Genomic DNA, 18,206 nt, shown 5'->3' on the forward strand with positions numbered 1-18,206 from the left:
CACTCTGCGGGAAAGAGATTCGCAAAACTCATTCTACGGTCGGCGGCACGTCAGGATCTTCCTCAATCATCTTCAAAAACTCCCGTTCAGAAGAAAAGGAATTCTGACTGGATATTACAAATCGAGAGGCCATGAAGACTTGTGCGGAATTTTCACTCTGCACCATGCCTTCAGTCATCAGCACCGGCGAAATTTGGCAGTCAAATCGCGAGATATTCGAATTGCGCCACACGCCTTCATCGGGATAGCAATACATGATCACATCAGGGGCAAGCGGGTATACTGCATACGCATCCTTGCCGAGGTTGCCCGGCTTTACCCAAGCCCGATTGTCAGACGTCCTGAAGGCCAATGGGTTGTCCGATGTGACAAATGGAGAAGGCGTCAAATTCAAGGCGAAAAGCCAGGTGCATCGACTCACGCGATCGGCATAGGAGGAGATTAGCGCGTCATCCCAAAGCACCGCAGCATGGAGGGCCCTAACGTCCTCTTCAGACTCGGCCTGGTACCCATGCAACGCCGAGAAGGCTACCAATATCGCGCGAGCGTCGGCCGTTCGCAGGGACTGGAGAGCCAGGAACTGGCTGATTATTTCTCGATTTACTGCAGGCACGGGTAGCGAATCGCCCGGATGCCCACGTCGAACCCAGTCGAGCCATTGCCCTGTAATGGCGGATACTTGGCCCTCCAGGCCCGCAAATTGTTTTTCCATTTCCAACGGATTATGGCCGTGCTCAATCAACTGAGGCAGCTGGTAGAAGTTCGACTCCGCAGCGACTGCCTTCGGCTGAGTACGGAACACCCTATCGCTAGTCTTGTCCCAGGCCCATAGGCGTTCCGCCGAGTCAGTAAATCGACGTAAGTAGAATTGCGGAACATAATGATGAAGCTTAGGATCAGCCACGCCGCTCCCTCTCAGCCTGCCAGCGCTAGTCAGCACGATGGTAGGAGCCACGTCCGACGTACGACAACGCCATATAACCTGCTGCGGTGAGAGGCGAGCACGATGCCGGAGATGAGCGTCAGTAGCTGCTGCGGTCACATCTAGTGGTTACCGCAGCAGCCTTTGACACGCTCCCGTGCCACCGTTGCACCGCCCGCGCCACTACGTGGTGGTCAAACGGTCCCGCAACAGTTGGTTGAGGACCCGGACCGGCGAGGCAGACGACATGGCCAGCCGAGCATCGAGTGCCGCCTCCCACTGCTCGGTCAAGCTGAGCATGAGGCGCCGGCGCATGCCGGGCGTGACGTGGGCGTAGCGCGCGGAGACCGAGCCGTCGATGTGGCCCATGCGTTCGTCCATGAGGACCTTCTCGGTGCCAAGGTCCTCCATCATCGTGCGGTGGGTGTGCCGGAGCCCGTGGGGCGTGAGGCCCTTGGCGATCGGGAGCCAGCAGGCGTCAGCCCGAGCCGCAGCACCTCGGCCTCGGGCCGGGACACCGGGCCACGGATCGCCGAGGATCGGTACCGGGCGGGCCTCCTGCGGGGCCTTCTTCGGGTACCAGCCTGAGACCGCCGGGGTGAACAGCCAGGTGGCGAAGCCGTTTCGGCGCCAGTGGGCCGCGTGCTCCGACGTGGTACCGCCTCGTATGAACCCGAGCTCTGCGATGGCGAGTTCGATTCGGACTCGGGTGTCCTCGCGTACGCGGTCGGGGTGGTTGAGGACATTGGAGACTGTGCCCGTGGAGACTCCGGCGCGTCGGGCGACGTCGACGAGCTTCGCGCCCCGGTGGCCGCCGGTACGCGCGGCGCCCTGGCCGCGGAAAACGTACGTCCTGCCGTGGCAGGGGCAGGGCGTCGGCTTCGTACGGGCGATGTGGTTGAAGACCAGGGCCGTCAGCCAGTCCGTCGAGTCGATGTCGCGGTAGCTGTCGTCCTTGGGCGGGCAGCGAACCAGCTCGCCGGTGTCCAGTTCGTACAGCTGCCACTCGACGCGAAAGGAGTCGCGTCGGACGAACTCCGTTTCCAGGCCGACGATTTCGCCCCACCGCTTGCCGGTGTACCCCTTGAGGACCGTGGCGACGAACTCGTCGTCGCGACCGGAGAGCAGAGATGCCCGCTCAGCGGTGAGCAGGATGCCGAGCGCGTCGGTGACGACCTTCTCCGGGCTGCGGTCGCGGGAGCGGCCGGCGCGCTTGCCTCGTCCGCGCCGCCGGGCGGCCGGGTTGGACGTGAGCAGGCCCTCGTCGATCGCGTCCTCGAAGATCAGGTGGAGCGTGGAGCGCCAGGTCTTGACGCTGGAGGCCGCGTAGGCCGCACGCTCCTTCTTCTCCCACAGCTCGATGTCTGTGCGCAGGATGCCGGCGAGCGCCTTGTCCTCGAAGTCGGGGAGCAGGTGCTCCTCGATGTGACGCTTATAGTTCTGCATCGTCGAGGCAGCCAGGTCCTGGGCGGCGTACCAGCGGCTCGCGTACTCGCCGAAGGTCTCCTGGCCTAGGCCCGGATCGCGCCACTGGCCACGGCGAACGGTCACCTCTTCGGCGTCTGCGGCCTGCTTGGCCTCGCGCTTGGTGGCGAACTTGACCACGGCGCCCGTGGAATCGGCGACGGTGCCGTACTTGCCGTCCTCGATCTTGTAACGGCCACGCCAGTAGCCGCTGCGCTTCTCTGCGTACCCCACAGATTTCCCTCCCTTCTGTCGTGTGGGGTGTGTTAAGCAGCGGTTCCGTACTGGGACTTGGCCATCCGGCGCGGTGGCCGGGCCTGGAGCCGGACGGTGGGCACGGCCGGATCGGGCCGGTGCCGCGCGGTCGGCTTGCGCGTGGGCGCAGGAGCGGCGCCAGGGCGCTGCGCGTTCACGGCTGGGCGCTCTTCGTGCATGCGGATGATCTCCGCGAGGTGCTCGTCCGAGAAGCGGTACGCACGGCCGACGCGGGTGAACGGGATGAGGCGGCGGCGGGCGCGGTCCTTGACCCACCAGGCGGAGCAGCCGAGTACGGCTGCGACTTCCTCGGGGACGTAGAGACGCGGCAGGCCGGCCTCGGCGGGCGAAGTCGGTGCGGAGGCAGGGGTTATCGCGGGTTGGCGCAAGGGGTGGGTCCTCTTCTGGCGGGCATGGGGCGCGGCAACGCCGACCCGCCGGTCGATCGCTAGGGATGTGGGTGAGCTGCCTGGCCTGGGGGTTTGCGGCTCCAGGCCGGGAGGGGGTGCCGGAGGCTATGCCTCGTCGGTGGAGTGACCGTCACGGGCACCGGGCGGAGGGCCATGCATCTTCAGTATGGTCTTGCTGGCCTCCTCCGCGATGGCGCTCTGGACCATGAGATCGGCTTCCTCGCGGATATCGGGGTGCTCGGCAAGGTAGGCGTCGAATGCTTCGCGCGCCTGCGTGAAGGCCATGTTGGCTCTCTGGGTCGCGCGGAACGCGTCCACGACCTCGTCGATGAGTTCCATGGCGCGGGCTTTGGCGGCCAGCTGCGGTGGCCCGACGAGATTGCGCAGGTCGATGCCGAGGACCTCGGCGAAGCCGATGGCGTCGTCGAGGTTGATGCGGCGCTTCCCGTTTTCGATCCGCCAGACCGCGGACGGGTTCATCTCGAACCCGGCCTCGTTGAGCCGGTCGGACAGGGCGTTGGTGCTCCAGCCGCGCGCCTCACGCTCCACCCTGATGCGGGTTGCGACGTTCGCCTCGCCGCTGAGCAGGACGCCCTCGGACGGTTCTTCCTCCGCCACTGGCACCTCCTTCCGTTCGTAGCGATGCACTGCGGTTTGCAGCACAGCCTAAACAGTAACATCGCCACTGCGAGATGCAAAACACTTCTGCGATCTGCAATTCGTGTGGCATAGTGGTGGCACCCCCCACCCACCAACCTCAGGAGTCCGCACGCCCGCACGTCACATGAAAGAACCCCCGGCGATGCCGGGGGCTCAAGCGCAAACCTCTCAACCGCCATCCCTAGCGATCAACCTGCGGAGACCGGGATTGCCGTCCCATATGGCCCGCAAGCAGAGGAGCTGATGCCCAGTATGACCGATGCCCAGCCGAATACGCCATCCCTTCCGGACGACTCCGGCACGGAGTGGCCCCCAGTCGCCGTCCCTGGCCAGCCGTCCGGCGCTGCTGCGCCTCCAACAGAAGAGGACCCCGACGACACCGCCTCGCCTACGCCGCTATCCGAGGGGGTGCAGATCCTGGACGACCTTCGGGTGCAGCTCAAGCGGTACGTGGCGATGCCGAGCGAGGAGGCCGTCACGGCGGTGGCCTTGTGGGTCGCGGCGACGCATCTGCAGCGTGCGTGGCAGCACGCGCCGCGCCTGGCGATCGTCGCGCCGGAGAAGCGGTGCGGTAAGTCCCGCCTGCTGGACGTGGTCACCGAGACCGTGCACAACCGGCTGATCACGGTCAACGCCAGCGCGGCGGCGATCTTCCGGTCGATCGACGGGGGCGACCCGCCGACCCTCCTGGTCGACGAGGCCGACACCATGTTCAGCACCACCAAGGCCGCAGAGAAGAACGAGGAAGTGCGCGGCCTCATCAACGCCGGACACCAGCGCGGCCGACCGACGCTGCGGGTGTCCGGGCCCGAGCACCAGGTGCAGGAGTTCCCCACCTTCGCCATGGCAGCGCTCGCCGGGATCGGCGACCTGCCAGACACGATCATGGACCGTGCGGTAGTCATCCGGATGCGCCGCCGAGCAGCGGGCGAGAAGGTGGCGTCCTTCCGCACCGGCCGGGATACCCCCGCCCTGAACGCGATCCGCGACCGTCTCCACGCCTGGCTCCAGCCGCTGTACGTGGAGGCGATGGCGATGGAGCCGCCGATGCCGGTCGAGGACCGCGCAGCCGACACGTGGGAGCCGCTGATCATCGTCGCCGACCTCGCCGGAGGCGACTGGCCGGTGCTGGCTCGCGCCGCCTGTCGCGCCATGACCGACTACGAAGCCGGCCAGGACGAGGAGGGCGGCCTGCGCACCCGCCTCCTGGTCGGCATCCGCCGCGCCTTCGCCGCCGTCGGTGACCCTGCCGTGCTGAGCACGAAGCACCTGCTGGAATCCCTGAACGCAGACAGGGAAGCACCGTGGGCGGAGTACGGCACAAACGGCCTGACCCCGCGCGGCCTGCAACTGCTGCTCAAGCCGTACGGCATCGGCTCGGCCAACCGCCGCTTCCCCGACGACACCCAGGCCAAGGGCTTCGCGCGCAACCAATTCCTCGACACCTGGGCGCGCTACTGCCCCGAACCGAAGGCGGCGGACGCGCCCACCTCGTCAGCCGACGGGCCGCTGCCCGGCACCGCAGCCTGACTCGACGCCACTCGCATCACTCGTCCCCGCGCAGGTCAGCGCGGGGACGAGTGAACAGCCCGCAACGAGTCATCTCGACATCACCACGCCACTCGTACCTGTGCTGACCAGGCACGCGACGAGTGGTACGAGTCCCCGCACGTCACGGCGGCCACGCCCTGCCCTCCCCCGCACCAAGGCCGCTGCCTCAAGCCCACCTGGAGCACACCGCTTGTTCGCACGTATCGCCGCCATACGCGGCACTGACCTGATCCGCCTCGGCATCGCTCTGCTTGCCGTGTTCGCCTTCGCCCTCTCCTACGACGCACTGCGCCAGATGGGAGTCGCCATCCATATCCGCGGACTGCTCACCTACGCCTTTCCGCTCGTGATCGACGGGTTCATCGCCGTCGGTGTCGGCGCCCTGCTCATGCTGCGCACCGCACCCTGGTATTCCCGGCTGTACGTGTGGCTGCTGGTCGGTGCGGCCACGGTGACGAGCATCTGGGCCAACGCCGTGCACGCCGTCCGCCTCAATGAGCAGGCCCGCCACGGTGATGGCCTCCGCCTTGACGACGTCACGGTCGGCGCCTTGTCCGCCATCGCTCCGCTCGCTCTGGCCGGCGCGGTCCACCTCTACATCGTCGTCCACCACCACCCCGCTTCCCACAGCCCCGCCGATGTGGCGCGGGACTGTGCCGACGTGGCTCCGGGCGACACGGACGTGGCTGAGACCCCTCAGCCCGCTGCCGCCCCGCAGGATCACGAGCCCCGCGAGATCTCTCCCGAACGGCTCGCTCTCGCGCGCACCGCGCCACTGGGGCGCAAGGGCCGCGCCTCACGTCGCCACATCGAAGCCACGTTCCGCAGCAGGGACTTGACCATCGGCAGGGCGGAGGCAGACCAGCTCAAGGACACCCTGCAGGCCGAGCTCGACGCGGCCACCTCTCAGCGGCCGAAGGAACTCGACACGGCCTCGTCCAATGCCGTCGCCTGACCTCCGCAGCCCCACCGATCATCCCCTCCTCCGATCTCGCCCTGTGTCCCTCATGCAACCAAGCACGGGGGGCATGGGGCCGGAACAGCGAAGCACCCGACACCCCAACACCCCACGGAGAACCTGCCCATGCACGACCCGCACCACGAACTCACCACCACCCAGCAGGAGATGATCACCGGCCTGAACAGCGCAGCAAGTTGTCGGATAAGGAGTCCTTACCCGGCCTCCGCCCCGCAGGGGGCGAAGGCATCCGGCGCCGAGGCGGCACCGGGGTCGGCCGGCCCGGGGGAGCCAGCCGAGACGGGGAGCAGCAAGTCGTCGATCACCACACAGCATCCTGCGCCGCGTCGCCGTCTGCGTGACAAGCAGCTGCGCGAGCGCCGCGTCCACCCCCGCTACAACAACGACGAGTTCTCCCTCGTTCAGAACGCCGCTGCCCTGACCGGTATGGCAGTCGGCGGCTACGTCGCCGAGTGCTCGCTCGCCGCCGCCCGCGCCGACGACCCCACCGCTGCCGTCGCCGACTACCGCGCCATGATCCAGGCCCTCATGTCCTCCAACGGACAGCTCGGCAAGATCGGCAGCAATCTCAACCAGCTCGTCGGACATCTCAACAAGGACGGCGCCTGGCCCCACCCCGATGTCGTCCTCCGTCTCCTGGACCGCGTAGAGGCGACCGTCTCCGAAGCGGACGCCGCCATCGCTCAGGTCACTGAGGGGCGGTGAGCGAGTGATACCCAAGATCATCCTCAGCTCGGGCCCGGACGCCACACGCCGCACGATCGGCTACCTCTTCGGCAAGGGCCGCGCCAACGAACACATCGACCCGCACCTCGTGGCCTCCTGGAACAGCTTCGCCCCCGACCCCGGCCGCAGCCCCCGCCGCGACCCGAAGGACGTGGAGAGGCAGCTCGTCGCCCAACTCGACCAGCCCGTGAAGATGCTGGGCGACAAGGCCCCCAAGGACACCGTGTGGCACTGCCCCGTACGCGCCGCACCCGAGGACCCGATCCTCACCGACGCCCAGTGGGCGGACATCGCACGCCGCATCGTGGCCGCCGCCGGCATCGCTCCCGAGGGGGACGAGGAAGCCTGCCGCTGGGTCGCCGTCCGCCACGCCGAGGACCACATCCACATCGCCGCCACCCTCGTACGCCAGGACGGCCGACGCCCCGATCGCGGCTACGACCAGCGCGCCGTCCAGAAGGAGGCCCGCAAGATCGAAGTCGACTACGGGCTCAGGCGGTTGAAGCAGGGCGACGGGACTGGAGCCAAGCGCCCCACCAGCAAGGAGCACTTCAAGGCCAAGCGCCTGGGCCAAGAGGCAGCCACCCGCGACGTGCTCCGTCTGCGGGTTCGCCGAGCCGCAGCCGCCGCAGCCGACGAGTCCGAGTTCTTCGCCCTGCTGGAGGCGACGGGAGTGACCGTACGCCTCAAGCTCGGCCCCTCCGGCGACGCGCTCGGCTGCAACTTCGCTCTGTCCGGCGACACCAACGACAAGGGGGAGCCGGTGTTCTACGCGGGCTCCACCCTCTCCCCCGACCTGTCGCTGCCCAAGATCCGCAAGAGCTTCGCCACCACCAGCTCCGAACCGGCCACAGTCCGGCCGGGCAACCCGTGGCACCAGGCAACCGCCGCGACCGAACGCATCCCTGACCACCTCACCCGCAACAACGACCCCGTCGCCCAAGGCCAACTCGTCGCGCTCGGTGTGACGCTGGATCTGCTGCCGATCAACGCGCCAGTTGCCGTGCGGCACGAACTCGAACGGGCCGCCGCTACCTTCGAGCGCGCCGCCCGCTCCCGCATCGCGGCGGACCTCGACAGCGCCCGCGTGCTGCGCCGCAGTGTCCAGGCCATCTGGCGCGAGAACCCCGCGGACGGCGACGGGTCCGGTTTCGCGATGCTCCTGGATACGGTGCTCACCGCGGTGGCGTATGCCATGCACTGGCACCGCACTCATCAGCACGCTCAGCAGGAAGCAGCAGCCGAGCAGGCCCTCGTCCACCTCCAGATCGCGTACGGGCAGATCGCCGAGCCCGTCCTGGCGGGCCTCGCACAACGCGCCCCCAGCCTCCAGATGAAGCAACGCTTCGCCCGCCACCTCCAGCAGGCGGTCCCCGAGCATGCCGAGCGCATCCTGGACGATCCCGCCTGGGACGCACTCACCACCGTGCTCGCCGAAGCGGAGGCCGCCGGGCACAACGCGGCCAGCGTCTTGGACCAGGCGCTCGGCCAACGCCCCTTGGACGACGCCCACAGCCCCGCCCGCGCCCTGACCTGGCGCATCCGCCGCCTCGGAGAGCGCCATGCCCCCAGCCCTCGGGCCCAGGCAGCCAAGGCCCGCAGCGCCGCACAACGTCACGGTGCCGCGGTCCTCCCGCCGGCCGTCGCCCCGCTTCCGCCACGATCACCGTCGCCCCGGCGCTGACCCAAAGACGAGCGGAATGTAGCGGACGATCCCCGGTTACCGAAACCGGGGATCGTCCGGAGTATTTGGGCCTCAACCCCAACTCCGGAAGGAATCCCTGTATGGCTCAGCCCGAAGTCCGGCCCCGCATCGTCGCCCTCCTATGCGATGCGGATTTCATTTACCGCACAGACACCCGCACCTGGTCTCACCTTGACGGACGGCCGTTCACGCACGCGGAACAGGTCATCGCCTTGCAGGCCACTCGCGCCGAAGCCGACGAAGCCAGGGCACAGCTCATGCGCTACCTGGAGTATCGGCGTACGAAGCGGGAGGCCGGCGATGTATTGACGCACTTCCTGGACCCGTTCTTGGACCAGCTCAGGGAGAAGACCCTCGACAACGCCGCCGAGATCATGGGCAAGGAAGACCGGGCCGAACTCGACCGAATCCTCCGCCTCGTCCGCGAACCAGTTCGTCCGTTCGCTCCGTACACCTTCTGATCAGGCCGATGCGGACAGCTTCGGAGTGAGCAGCTCCAGCGCTTCCTCCCAGCGATAGCGGTCGGCACCGCCTCCGGCCTTCGGCTTGTGGGGCTCGTACGAGCCGATCAGGACGCCCATCTCGCGAAGCACGTCGAGGCTGCGTGCGTACGCGGGGTGGGCGGCCTGCGCCGCGTTCAGGTACGGGCACGCGGCGATCGGGATGCCCATGCCGTACGCCTCGCACAGGATGCCCAGCGCCAAGGTGTCGGAGATCCCTGCCGCCCACTTGTTGATCGTGTTGAAGGTGGCGGGCGCCACCGCGATGGCGTCGGAAGACGGCAGCGGCCGCGGGTCACCGGGCAGCCGCCAGGCCGAACGGATCGGGTAGCCAGTCTGGGCCTCGACCGCCTCGGCGTCTATGAAGCCGAGGCCCTGCGGGGTGGCGACGACGCCGACATCCCAGTTCGCCTCCTGGGCCGCGGTGATCAGCTTGCCGACGTCGCCGGCGATCCCGGAGGCGCACACGACGACGTACAGGAAAGGCTTCTTCTGGGTCGGCTCGGTCTGCTGGTCTGGCTGATCACTCACGCGGGGACTCCCAGTTGGCGACTGAAGCGGTGCAGTTCCGGCAGCGTACGGCGGCGGTCTCGGGCGGCCATGTCAGCGACCAGCTCGCGGACGGCCGGGCGACGGATGTCCTGGGCCGCGCAGCTCTCGGCGATGCGCAGGGCCTGGTAGCCGTCGGCGAGTCGGCCCTGCTGGCTGTAGGCGCGACCTGCCTCGATCCACAGGGCGGCGCGGCGCTCGGGGACGGGGATGTGGCGGCGCATGAGCGGGCGTGCGGTGTCCAGGGCGACGCCCGCGTTGCCGAAGACGACTGCCGCGCTGAGCCCGTGCAAGGCAACGTTGGTCGGGCTGAAGTTGGCCCAGGCGTCTGGGCTGTCGAGCGCCACGTAGCGGGCGACTTCCTTCGCCTCGGTGAGGAAGTCCTGGGTGGCGGAGCGGTCGCCGCCGCTGCTGGCGGCCGTGACCCCGCGCAGGAGCAGCAGGCCGAGTGCGGCCAGGTACCTCGGGGAGCGCTGGTCGTACGAGCCCGTGAGCTGATCAGCGGTGTGGCGGACGAGGGTGACGGCCTGAGCGGTGTGGCTGTCACGGGCCAAGGCGTGGGCGTGCACACGAACGCTGGAGGCGAGGACGACGGGATCGCCGGAGCGTTCGGCCTCGGCCATGGCACGTCCGACCGCGAGCCAGGCGTTGCCCTGGTCACTCTGTTTGAGCAAGAGGCTGGCCGAGGTCTGGTACGTCGTGGCGAGAAGCCCGGACAGGTCGCTCGAGCCCGGATCTTCGCTGATGGCCTGCCTCAGCTGCCCGATCAGGACGGGCAGCGTGCCCTCCAGCTGTGTGTAGTCGCAGGTGCAGAAGAGGCGTCGCACGCCCGCGACTTGATCGCGCAGGTTCTGCAGATCCGGCACCGGTTCGGCGGTCACACGGGCTGCTCCGGGCAGCAGGGACTGGACCAGGTCCTGGTGGGCGGTGTCGGGGACGGTGGGGGCCGCGAGCGCGGCGATGCCGGCGGCGAGAAGGGTACGGCGGCGCATGTCCTCTGTCTCGGGGTCGGAGGGGCTGATGTCCGAAGCGGCGGCGAGGCCGAGGTGATGCGGCGGGATCGCCAGAACCTGGGCGACCTCGCGCAGCACGCGGACGTCTTCGGTACCCCTGCCGCCTTCCAGGCGACTCACCTTGGACTGGTGATAGCCCAGGGCTGAGGCCACGTCCGCCTGTGAGCGTCGCTGTAATACGCGTGCCTGACGGATCACTTCACCGATCCGTCTCGCCTCGCCTTGCGCGTCGGCCATCTGTGCCACGGCTCCTCCTGCCGTCGCCGATCCTGCCTGCTCAACCGAGCGTAATGGACTGGCAGTTCACCGTGATGCAGCTCCTGCATAGGTCATGCAGGACCGGCACACGTTCTGGTTCGAGGGACCCGTGGGGCGGTTGCGTGGAGTGGCCGAACCGATCCAGGAGGCCGCTCATGGAAGCGCACCACATCCGGATTTCCGTCTCCGGTACGCCTGCCGGCGCCGCGTCCGCGCGCCAGCGGATCGCGGAGGAGATACGGGGCTGGAGTGCCGCTCTCGGAGCCGAACTCCTGGAAGCAGCCGAGGTGGTGGCCTCGGAACTGATCACGAATGCGGTACGGCACGCACACGAAGGCCCGATCTCGGCCGACGCCGACCTGAACGACAAGGCGCTACGCATCGCCGTGACCGACACCAGCTCCGACGTCCCCGAAGTCGGCCTGCCGGATGCGGACGCGGAAGACGGACGCGGCCTGTTCCTCGTCGCCGCGCTCGCGGACCGCCACGGGTACGACCCACTGCCGTCCGGAAAGCGCTGCTGGGCCGAGTTCGACTCCAGTACCCCGTCCGGACTTGCCACAACACACCTGCCTCAGCAGAGGAGTTGACTGTTGACAGCCGTACGAATTCCTCCCATCGCCGCAGAAGTGGTCGCCGTGCGTCCGAGCGTCCCGCTCGCCGGAGCCGTGACCGTGGACGGATCGAAGAACGCGGCCCTGCCCCTGATCGCCGCCGCCGCGGCCATGCACCGGCCGGTGCGCCTGAGCAACGTCCCGGCGAACACCGATGTCGAGACGATGCTCACGCTTCTCCAGCTGGCCGGCTGGCACACCGCCCGGCCTGTCAGCGATCCGCACACCACGGTGATCCTGCCGAGTGACAAGCCGCAGCCGGATCCCGTTCCCGAGGTCGCGGCCCGCATCCGGGCCTCGTACTACCTGGTCCCTGCGCTGCTCGGCGCCTACGGACGGGCCCGCTTGCCCTGGCCTGGCGGGTGCGCCATCGGGGAACGCGGGATGGAGCAGCACTTCAAGGTGTACGAGCGCTTCGGTGACCGCACGACCGTCGACGACCACGGCTACCTCGTCGAGGTGGCCACGGTCGGACGCGGGACGGTCTCGATCATGCTGCCCTTCCGGTCCCGCGGAGCGACCATCGCCTCTCTCCTGCGCGCGGTCGTCGCCGGACGGCCGCTGCGTCTGGGGCAACCGAATCTTTCGCCTGAAGTGCTCAGTGTCGTGGAGGCGTTGGAGATCGCCGGGTGGGAGTGCCGGGTCAGCGAAACCGTCCTCGCGCTCCATCCGCCCCGGTCCGCATCCGGCGAGGCCCTCGCGTGGACGGTGCCCGGCGACAAGATCGAGGCAGGCACCCTGGCCTGCGCCGTCGCAGTGAGCGGCGGCAACGCCCACATCCTTGGAGTGCTCAACGACCACATCGCTCCCTTGGTCGCCGCACTGCGCTGGCTCGGCGTACCCGCCGACGTAGAGGACGGCGCCCTCACCATCCAGGCCCAGGACGCCCAGCCCACCGGCCGACCGCTGCGCGCCATCGCCTCCCTCTCCCCCGGCGGCCTGGACGCGGACTTCGAGCCCCCGCTGATGGCCCTGGCCCTCACCCTTCCCGGCACTCACCTGTTCGCCGACGACATCAACCCCGGCCGCCACGGCAACCTGCTGCCCCAGCTCGTGCGCCTCGGCGCCACGATCGACGAGCTGTCACCCACGCAATGCCGCTTCGCCGGGCCCCAGCAGCTCACCGGTGCCGGAGTGGAGGCCACCGACATCCGCACGGGCTCCGCCCTGCTCATCGCGGGCCTCACCGCTCAGGGGGTCACCACCCTCGGCGGCCTCGAACAGCTCCGGCGTGGGCACGCCGACCTGCCCGTCAAGCTGCACGCGCTGGGCGCCGACATCTGCGAGGTGATCCCGTGAGCCGACAGCTCCGGCAGATCGTCGCGACGACCGATGTCCACTCCGCCTTCGACGCAGCGGCCCCGATGCTCGCCTACCTCCACGCCGCCAAGCCCGAGAGCCTGATCGTGGACTGCGGAGACTTCTTCGAGGGCAGCGGCTTCTACCGCCTCGGCAAGGGGCACATCGAGCTCGCCGTCCTCACCACCATGTACGACGTGCTCGCACCAGGGAATCACGGCTGGTCTCACTACTTCGAGCCGCAGCTGCACCGGATGACGGTGTGCGCGAACACGACCGACGCCAGTGGAAGCCCGCTCTTCGACCGCCTCCGCGTCCAGGAAATCGGCTGGCGACGGGTCGGCATCACGGCAGTGATGGCCCCGCAGGCATTCAACGCGATCCCCGCCGACCAGCGTGCCGGCCACCGCGTCATCGATCCCACCCAGGCCCTGCGCGAAGTGATGCTGGAGCACCACCACCGCGTGGACGCCTGGATGGTGCTGTCTCACTCCGGCTTCGAGGAGGACCTGAAGCTGGCCGCCGCCTGCCCGTTCGTCGACGTCATCTTCGCCGGGCACTGCCACAGCGACAGCCTCGGTCCCGTGCCCGTCGGCGACACCCTCGTGGTCAAGGGACGCGAACTCGGCGTCGGGTACGCAGCCGCAGAACCCGTCGGCAGCGGCTGGGCCGCCCGCACCTGCGTCTTCCCCAACGCCACTGCCGTTCCCAGCGAACTCACCGCGCTGCGGGAAGAGATCTCGACCATCCAACAGCAGTTGAGCAGCCCCCTCGGAATGGTGCACGGGGCTTACCGCAACAACCCCCTGAACCGCCGCCGCCTGCTCGAAGAGATCGCCGATCGACTGCATACCGGCCTCGGCGCCGACGCGGTCGTCCTCAACGAGACGGCCCTGCGCACCGTTCAGCTCGGCACCGTCCTCACCCTCGGCGACCTGTTGGCCATCGAGCCGTTCGACAACCAACTCGTGCACGCCTTTCTCCCCGAGGAGCACGACCAGACCCAAGACCAGCTGCTCGGTCACTTGACCCAGCTCGTCGGTCCTCTCGTCGTCGCCCCTGATCCATTGCCGGCGGAGATTCGCACCGTGCTGACCACCGACTACCTGGCCAACACCTTCTTCGGTGGACGAACTCACCAGGCAGGCATGCGACTTGGCCAGGCCGCTCACCACGTCCTGACCTCTCCACTCACCCACTCCCCAGCTCAGCGACCCTGACGAAGGAGCCGAGCAATGATCCTCACCGGACCTGAGATCAAAGCTGCCGTGACCGACGGCCGCTTACGCATCACGCCCTTCGCCCAGGACCAGACCAACCCAAACAGCTACAACGTCCGGCTCGGCCCCACACTGCTGACGTACGCCACAAAGGTCATCGACGCGCACCGCCCCAACCCGACGCGCTCGATCCTGATCGGCGAGGACGGTTACGTGCTCCAGCCCGGCGAGCTGTACCTCGGCCACACCGTCGAGGAGGTCGGCTCGGACGTCTTCGTCCCCTTGCTCTTCGGCCGCTCCTCGGTCGGCCGCCTCGGTCTGTTCGTCGAGATCACGGCGCCGATCGGCGACATCGGGTTCCACGGCCAGTGGACGTTGATGCTCTCGCCCATCCGGCCGCTGCGGGTCTACGCCAGCATGAAGATTGGGCAGGTCATGTTCTTCGTCTCCACCGGTGACGTCGACCTGTACCGCGGCAAGTACCAGGGCGCCGCCGGCCCGCAGCCCTCCGGCTACTGGCGGGACACGGCACGCATCCAGGCGGTCGCCTCATGATCCTCACCGGCCCCGCCATCGCCGCCGCCGTCAGCAGGGGCGAGATCACCATCGCCCCCTTCGACCCCGCACGCCTCTCCCCCAACGCCTACGACTGGCGCCTCGGCGACACCATCCGCGTCTGCACCGGTGACCTCGACGCCGCCTCCCCTACTGCGTTCACCGAACACCCCATCCCAGCATCGGGGTTGATCCTGAAACCCGGAGTGCTCTATCTCGGCGTCACGCTGGAGAAGACGGGCTCGGAAACGTACGCCCAGCTAATCAACGGTGACCGCACCATCGGCGCCCTCGGCATCTGGGTCCACGTCTCCGCTCCACTCGGCCACCAGGGCCACGCGATCCGCTGGACCTTGGAGATCCGCGTCGCCAAACCCGCCCGCGTGTATCCGGGAATGACCTTCGGCAAGCTCGCCTTCCTCACCACCCTCGGCACCCCGGCCAGCTACCAACAGCAGCGCGCCAAGTACGCGGCCACGAACGGCATCGACATCTCCCGCCTGTACGAAGAGATCCCTCAAGGAGCGCTGTGAGTACCGTCGTAGGCCCAGCCGCGGGCCCACTGGCCGCCACCTTCCTCGACCTCCCGGCAGGGAGCCCCGGCGGCAGCGTCGAACTCTTCCTCGACCTCTACACGGGCGATCAACCCCTCATCCCCGCACGGGCCTTCATGCTGGCCCCCGCCACCGGCCCCAGACCTCGACTCCCGGCCGGGCTCGACCTGCTGGCGGTGCCCGGGAAGTGCCTCAACGGTGCCCGCTTCGGCCGTTACGTCGCCGCCCTGCGCCAGGCCCTGGTGACCTCGATCGATCCGGCGGACATCGGCGTACTGCACCTACAACACCTCACGTTCGGCGCCACGCCCGCGCTCATCCGGGCGCTTCCGAAACACCCGAGAATCGTGCTGGTCCACGGCACCGACCTGCTGTTCGCCGAAACCCACCGCGACCAACACCAGGTCCTCCGCGAGACAGCGAGGGCCGCCGACGCCATCGTGGTCCCCACCACCGCGATGGCCGACCACCTGCTCAAACTCACCCCACAGGCCGACCGCCGCAAGATCGTCCACATCCCCTGGGGCATCCCCGACCACCTGCTCACCAGTCCACCGCCCCGGCCGACCCGCGCCTCGCCCAGCCACCTGCGACTGCTGTACGCGGGGCGGCTGACCGCCGAGAAGGGGGTCGAGCAACTGGTCACCGCCCTCGCCCCCGTGCCAGGAGTCGAGCTGAGCATTGCCGCTCCCCGAGCCCAGTTCCACGCGTTGGCCCCACTACTTCAACGGGCTGGGGCTCGGGCCCGGTATCTCGGCTGGCTCCGCCGTCCACAGTTGTGGAAAGCCTTCGCCGAGCACGACGTGCTGGCCCTGCCGTCCACGACGCTCGAAGCGATGGCCCTGGTCGCGCTAGAGGCCCAAGCCTGCGGCCTGCCGGTCCTGTACCAGCCCGTGCCCGGACTCACCGAGGTCCTCGCCGCGTCTGGTGTAGCCACCGACTTCGCCCACTCCGCCGCGCTCGCCCGCGACCTGGATCGGCTGCGCACCGCGCCGGGCCTGCTGCCCGCGCTCCGGCAGGCGGGCTACGCGAACGCCGCCCGCTATCCCCTCTCAGCGACCGCCAAGACCTTGAACAAACTCGGACGCCAACTCGCCTGAGACGAGCAGTAAGTTGCCCACATGAACGCACTCCTGCGATCCACGCAGTCAGAGGGCAGCACATAGGGGGAGAAAGGCGTGAAGAACCGGTTCGCGGGCGGCTGTGGGATGTGCTCCGTGTGGGTGTCGGCGGGCGGCGGATATCTCGTCAAGGGCCTCGACGAAGGCTGGGAGGTCCGTTGCCCGACCTGCCAGCACATCGACGAGCTCGCCGAGACCGACGACTTCGACCCGGACAACATCGCGCTGCCGACAACGCCGCCTCCTGGCAGCGAGACCACCGTCGCCCTACGCGTCCTGGCACTGACCCGTGCCTGCTGGTCGTGCGGCAAGGGCACCGTGTGCCTGATCGGGCTGTACCCGCAGCGGCCTGCCCGCGGCTACGTCGGCCTGTTCACCACGGACAACTCCACCACCATGGCGCTGATTCAGCGCCTGCTCCAGCAGCATGGTCATGGGAGCCTCGCCGCGACCATCAAGAGCCGGTACAGCAGGACGATGCGCAAGAGGCAGCTGTCCAACGGCTGTGCCCACTGCGACGCGCTGCAGGGCAATTTCCCTGTGCATGAGGAGGCTGACCGCCGCGTCGCCTCGGGCGGTGTGAACGGACTGGACACGCTTCTGGTCGCCGCCTGCCCGGTACTGGAATGGCAGGCCGTCATCCATGACAACGGCGGCGGTGTGATGGCCATCTGAGGCCACCGGGCCCGACGAGACCTCCAGCACCGGCAGAGTCGAATCCCCGACAGGTCACTGCGCGGACCGGCCCGTCCACGTCACTACGCTGGCTGACGGGATGCCCACGGCGAACAGGGAGACCATGACGTACCGCACCGATCGCATCGAGCAGCTGTTGGGTGAAGGCGTCCGAGACAAGGTCTACCCAGGCGCTGTGTGGGCCGTTGGCAACGTCGTCGGCAACGGTGCGTCGGGCACGGCAGGTGTCCTCGACCCCGACGAGCCGGATGCTCCGATGCGCCTGGACACCGTCTTCGACGCTGCCAGCCTCACCAAGATCCTCGCCGTCTGGTCCTCGATCGGTGCTCTGTGGGAGGACGGCAAGCTCGACCTCGACGCCCCACTCGAATCCTTCTGGCCCGAGGTCAACGGCCATCCACTCGGAGCGGCGACCACTCGGCACCTCCTGACCCACACCGCCGGCCTCCCGCTGCGGGCCCAGCTCAGGAACCTCTACGGCACCGACGCCCAGGACATCCGCGACGGCGTCCTGCACGAAGCCCTGCACCGCCAGCCCGGCGAGGCCGTCGAGTATACCGATCGAGCGGCCCTGGTCCTCGGCTACCTCGCCGAATACTTGTCGGGCAAGAGCCTCAACTACCTGTCAGTGGAACGGACTTGGCGACCACTAGGCATGCACTCCACCCAATTCGGGCCGCTGCCGACCGAGGTCGCCGCCCGATGCGCGCCGACCGAACTCGACCAGGACACCGACACCCACCTCAAGGGCGTTGCCCATGACTTCTCCGCCCGACTCCTCGGCGGAGCATGCGGGATCGCCGGAGCCTTCACGGTCCTCGACGACCTCGCCGTCTTCCTGCGCTACATGCTCGACACCACGACCGCGCCAGCACGCGCCGGGTTCGGCCCGGCCTGGACAGCAGAGTCACTAACCGTCCAGACCGGAGCCCTGGAACCCGTACGCGGACTGTTCTGGCACCCCGCCCCCGGCACCACCCCCGCCGACGACATCTGGGCCCATTACGGCTTCACCGGCACCGGCATGTGGATCTCGCCTCGTCAACGACGATGGGCGGTACTTCTGACCAACAAGCTCTACTACACCCGCGACCGCCAATCCCTGACGGACATCCGCAATGCCTTCCGTGGACTCGCCTTCAACTGAGGCGAAGG

19 protein-coding genes are annotated in these 18,206 nt (G+C 68.3%); 13 read left to right on the forward strand and 6 right to left on the reverse strand.

Features of this window, described 5'->3' with window-relative positions:
- Positions 1-28: 28 nt before the first annotated feature.
- The 4 genes from KCH87_RS44290 to KCH87_RS44305 all read right to left on the reverse strand — a co-directional run bounded on the left by KCH87_RS44290 (position 29) and on the right by KCH87_RS44305 (position 3,669).
- Positions 29-904, reverse strand: coding sequence for a DUF4238 domain-containing protein (locus KCH87_RS44290; protein ID WP_210593640.1), 876 nt, complete (start codon positions 902-904; stop codon positions 29-31).
- 201 nt (positions 905-1,105) lie between these two features.
- Positions 1,106-2,620 (reverse strand): LacI family DNA-binding transcriptional regulator, encoded by a 1,515-nt coding sequence (locus KCH87_RS44295; protein WP_210593641.1) that lies wholly within the window; start codon positions 2,618-2,620, stop codon positions 1,106-1,108.
- Between the two features lie 32 nt (positions 2,621-2,652).
- Positions 2,653-3,030, reverse strand: a complete 378-nt coding sequence (locus tag KCH87_RS44300) for a helix-turn-helix domain-containing protein (RefSeq protein WP_247197732.1) — start codon at positions 3,028-3,030, stop codon at positions 2,653-2,655.
- Positions 3,031-3,156: 126 nt separating this feature from the next.
- Positions 3,157-3,669: a helix-turn-helix transcriptional regulator gene (locus KCH87_RS44305; protein WP_210593642.1), complete on the reverse strand. Its 513-nt coding sequence runs from the start codon at positions 3,667-3,669 to the stop codon at positions 3,157-3,159.
- Between the two features lie 294 nt (positions 3,670-3,963).
- Between KCH87_RS44305 and KCH87_RS44310 the strand changes: the two genes are divergently transcribed.
- The 5 genes from KCH87_RS44310 (at position 3,964) to KCH87_RS44330 (ending at position 9,133) form a co-directional block, all read left to right on the forward strand.
- On the forward strand, positions 3,964-5,241 hold the full coding sequence (locus tag KCH87_RS44310; protein WP_210593643.1) for a DUF3631 domain-containing protein: 1,278 nt from the start codon (positions 3,964-3,966) through the stop codon (positions 5,239-5,241).
- A 211-nt stretch (positions 5,242-5,452) separates the two neighbouring features.
- Entirely contained in the window at positions 5,453-6,217 is a 765-nt protein-coding gene (locus tag KCH87_RS44315; RefSeq protein ID WP_247197733.1) for a DUF2637 domain-containing protein, read from the forward strand.
- Positions 6,218-6,346: 129 nt separating this feature from the next.
- Positions 6,347-6,946, forward strand: coding sequence for a plasmid mobilization relaxosome protein MobC (locus tag KCH87_RS50600; RefSeq protein ID WP_308299065.1), 600 nt, complete (start codon positions 6,347-6,349; stop codon positions 6,944-6,946).
- A gap of 4 nt (positions 6,947-6,950) precedes the next feature.
- Positions 6,951-8,651 carry a mobilization protein gene (locus KCH87_RS44325; RefSeq protein ID WP_210593644.1) on the forward strand — a complete coding sequence of 567 codons (1,701 nt, stop codon included), beginning with the start codon at positions 6,951-6,953 and terminating at the stop codon, positions 8,649-8,651.
- 101 nt (positions 8,652-8,752) lie between these two features.
- A complete protein-coding gene (locus KCH87_RS44330; protein WP_210593645.1) occupies positions 8,753-9,133 on the forward strand; it encodes a hypothetical protein in 381 nt (126 codons plus the stop codon).
- On the opposite strand, the gene KCH87_RS44335 is transcribed toward KCH87_RS44330, so the two are convergent.
- Both KCH87_RS44335 and KCH87_RS44340 read right to left on the reverse strand, forming a co-directional pair.
- Positions 9,134-9,703 carry a flavoprotein gene (locus KCH87_RS44335; protein WP_210593646.1) on the reverse strand — a complete coding sequence of 190 codons (570 nt, stop codon included), beginning with the start codon at positions 9,701-9,703 and terminating at the stop codon, positions 9,134-9,136.
- Positions 9,700-10,971, reverse strand: a complete 1,272-nt coding sequence (locus tag KCH87_RS44340; protein ID WP_210593689.1) for a helix-turn-helix domain-containing protein — start codon at positions 10,969-10,971, stop codon at positions 9,700-9,702. Before KCH87_RS44340 ends, KCH87_RS44335 begins: the two co-directional genes overlap by 4 nt.
- 176 nt (positions 10,972-11,147) lie before the next feature.
- Between KCH87_RS44340 and KCH87_RS44345 the strand changes: the two genes are divergently transcribed.
- The 8 genes from KCH87_RS44345 to KCH87_RS44380 all read left to right on the forward strand — a co-directional run bounded on the left by KCH87_RS44345 (position 11,148) and on the right by KCH87_RS44380 (position 18,198).
- Positions 11,148-11,582 (forward strand): ATP-binding protein, encoded by a 435-nt coding sequence (locus KCH87_RS44345; RefSeq protein WP_210593647.1) that lies wholly within the window; start codon positions 11,148-11,150, stop codon positions 11,580-11,582.
- Positions 11,583-11,621: 39 nt separating this feature from the next.
- A complete protein-coding gene (locus tag KCH87_RS44350) occupies positions 11,622-12,905 on the forward strand; it encodes a UDP-N-acetylglucosamine 1-carboxyvinyltransferase (RefSeq protein ID WP_210593690.1) in 1,284 nt (427 codons plus the stop codon).
- Entirely contained in the window at positions 12,902-14,125 is a 1,224-nt protein-coding gene (locus KCH87_RS44355) for a metallophosphoesterase (protein ID WP_210593648.1), read from the forward strand. Before KCH87_RS44350 ends, KCH87_RS44355 begins: the two co-directional genes overlap by 4 nt.
- A gap of 15 nt (positions 14,126-14,140) precedes the next feature.
- Positions 14,141-14,680 carry a dCTP deaminase gene (gene dcd, locus KCH87_RS44360; protein WP_210593649.1) on the forward strand — a complete coding sequence of 180 codons (540 nt, stop codon included), beginning with the start codon at positions 14,141-14,143 and terminating at the stop codon, positions 14,678-14,680.
- Complete coding sequence (locus KCH87_RS44365; protein ID WP_210593650.1) at positions 14,677-15,213, forward strand: deoxycytidine triphosphate deaminase; 537 nt, start codon at positions 14,677-14,679, stop codon at positions 15,211-15,213. Before dcd ends, KCH87_RS44365 begins: the two co-directional genes overlap by 4 nt.
- The gene (locus tag KCH87_RS44370) at positions 15,210-16,334 is read left to right on the forward strand and encodes a glycosyltransferase family 4 protein (RefSeq protein WP_210593651.1); all 1,125 of its coding nucleotides are present in this window, start codon (positions 15,210-15,212) and stop codon (positions 16,332-16,334) included. The genes KCH87_RS44365 and KCH87_RS44370 overlap by 4 nt, the downstream gene beginning before the upstream one ends.
- A gap of 78 nt (positions 16,335-16,412) precedes the next feature.
- Positions 16,413-17,030, forward strand: a complete 618-nt coding sequence (locus KCH87_RS44375) for a hypothetical protein (protein WP_210593652.1) — start codon at positions 16,413-16,415, stop codon at positions 17,028-17,030.
- Positions 17,031-17,154: 124 nt separating this feature from the next.
- On the forward strand, positions 17,155-18,198 hold the full coding sequence (locus KCH87_RS44380) for a serine hydrolase (protein WP_210593653.1): 1,044 nt from the start codon (positions 17,155-17,157) through the stop codon (positions 18,196-18,198).
- Positions 18,199-18,206: the final 8 nt, after the last annotated feature.

It is taken from the genome of Streptomyces sp. GESEQ-35, from assembly GCF_017948485.1.
Lineage (GTDB): Bacteria > Actinomycetota > Actinomycetes > Streptomycetales > Streptomycetaceae > Streptomyces.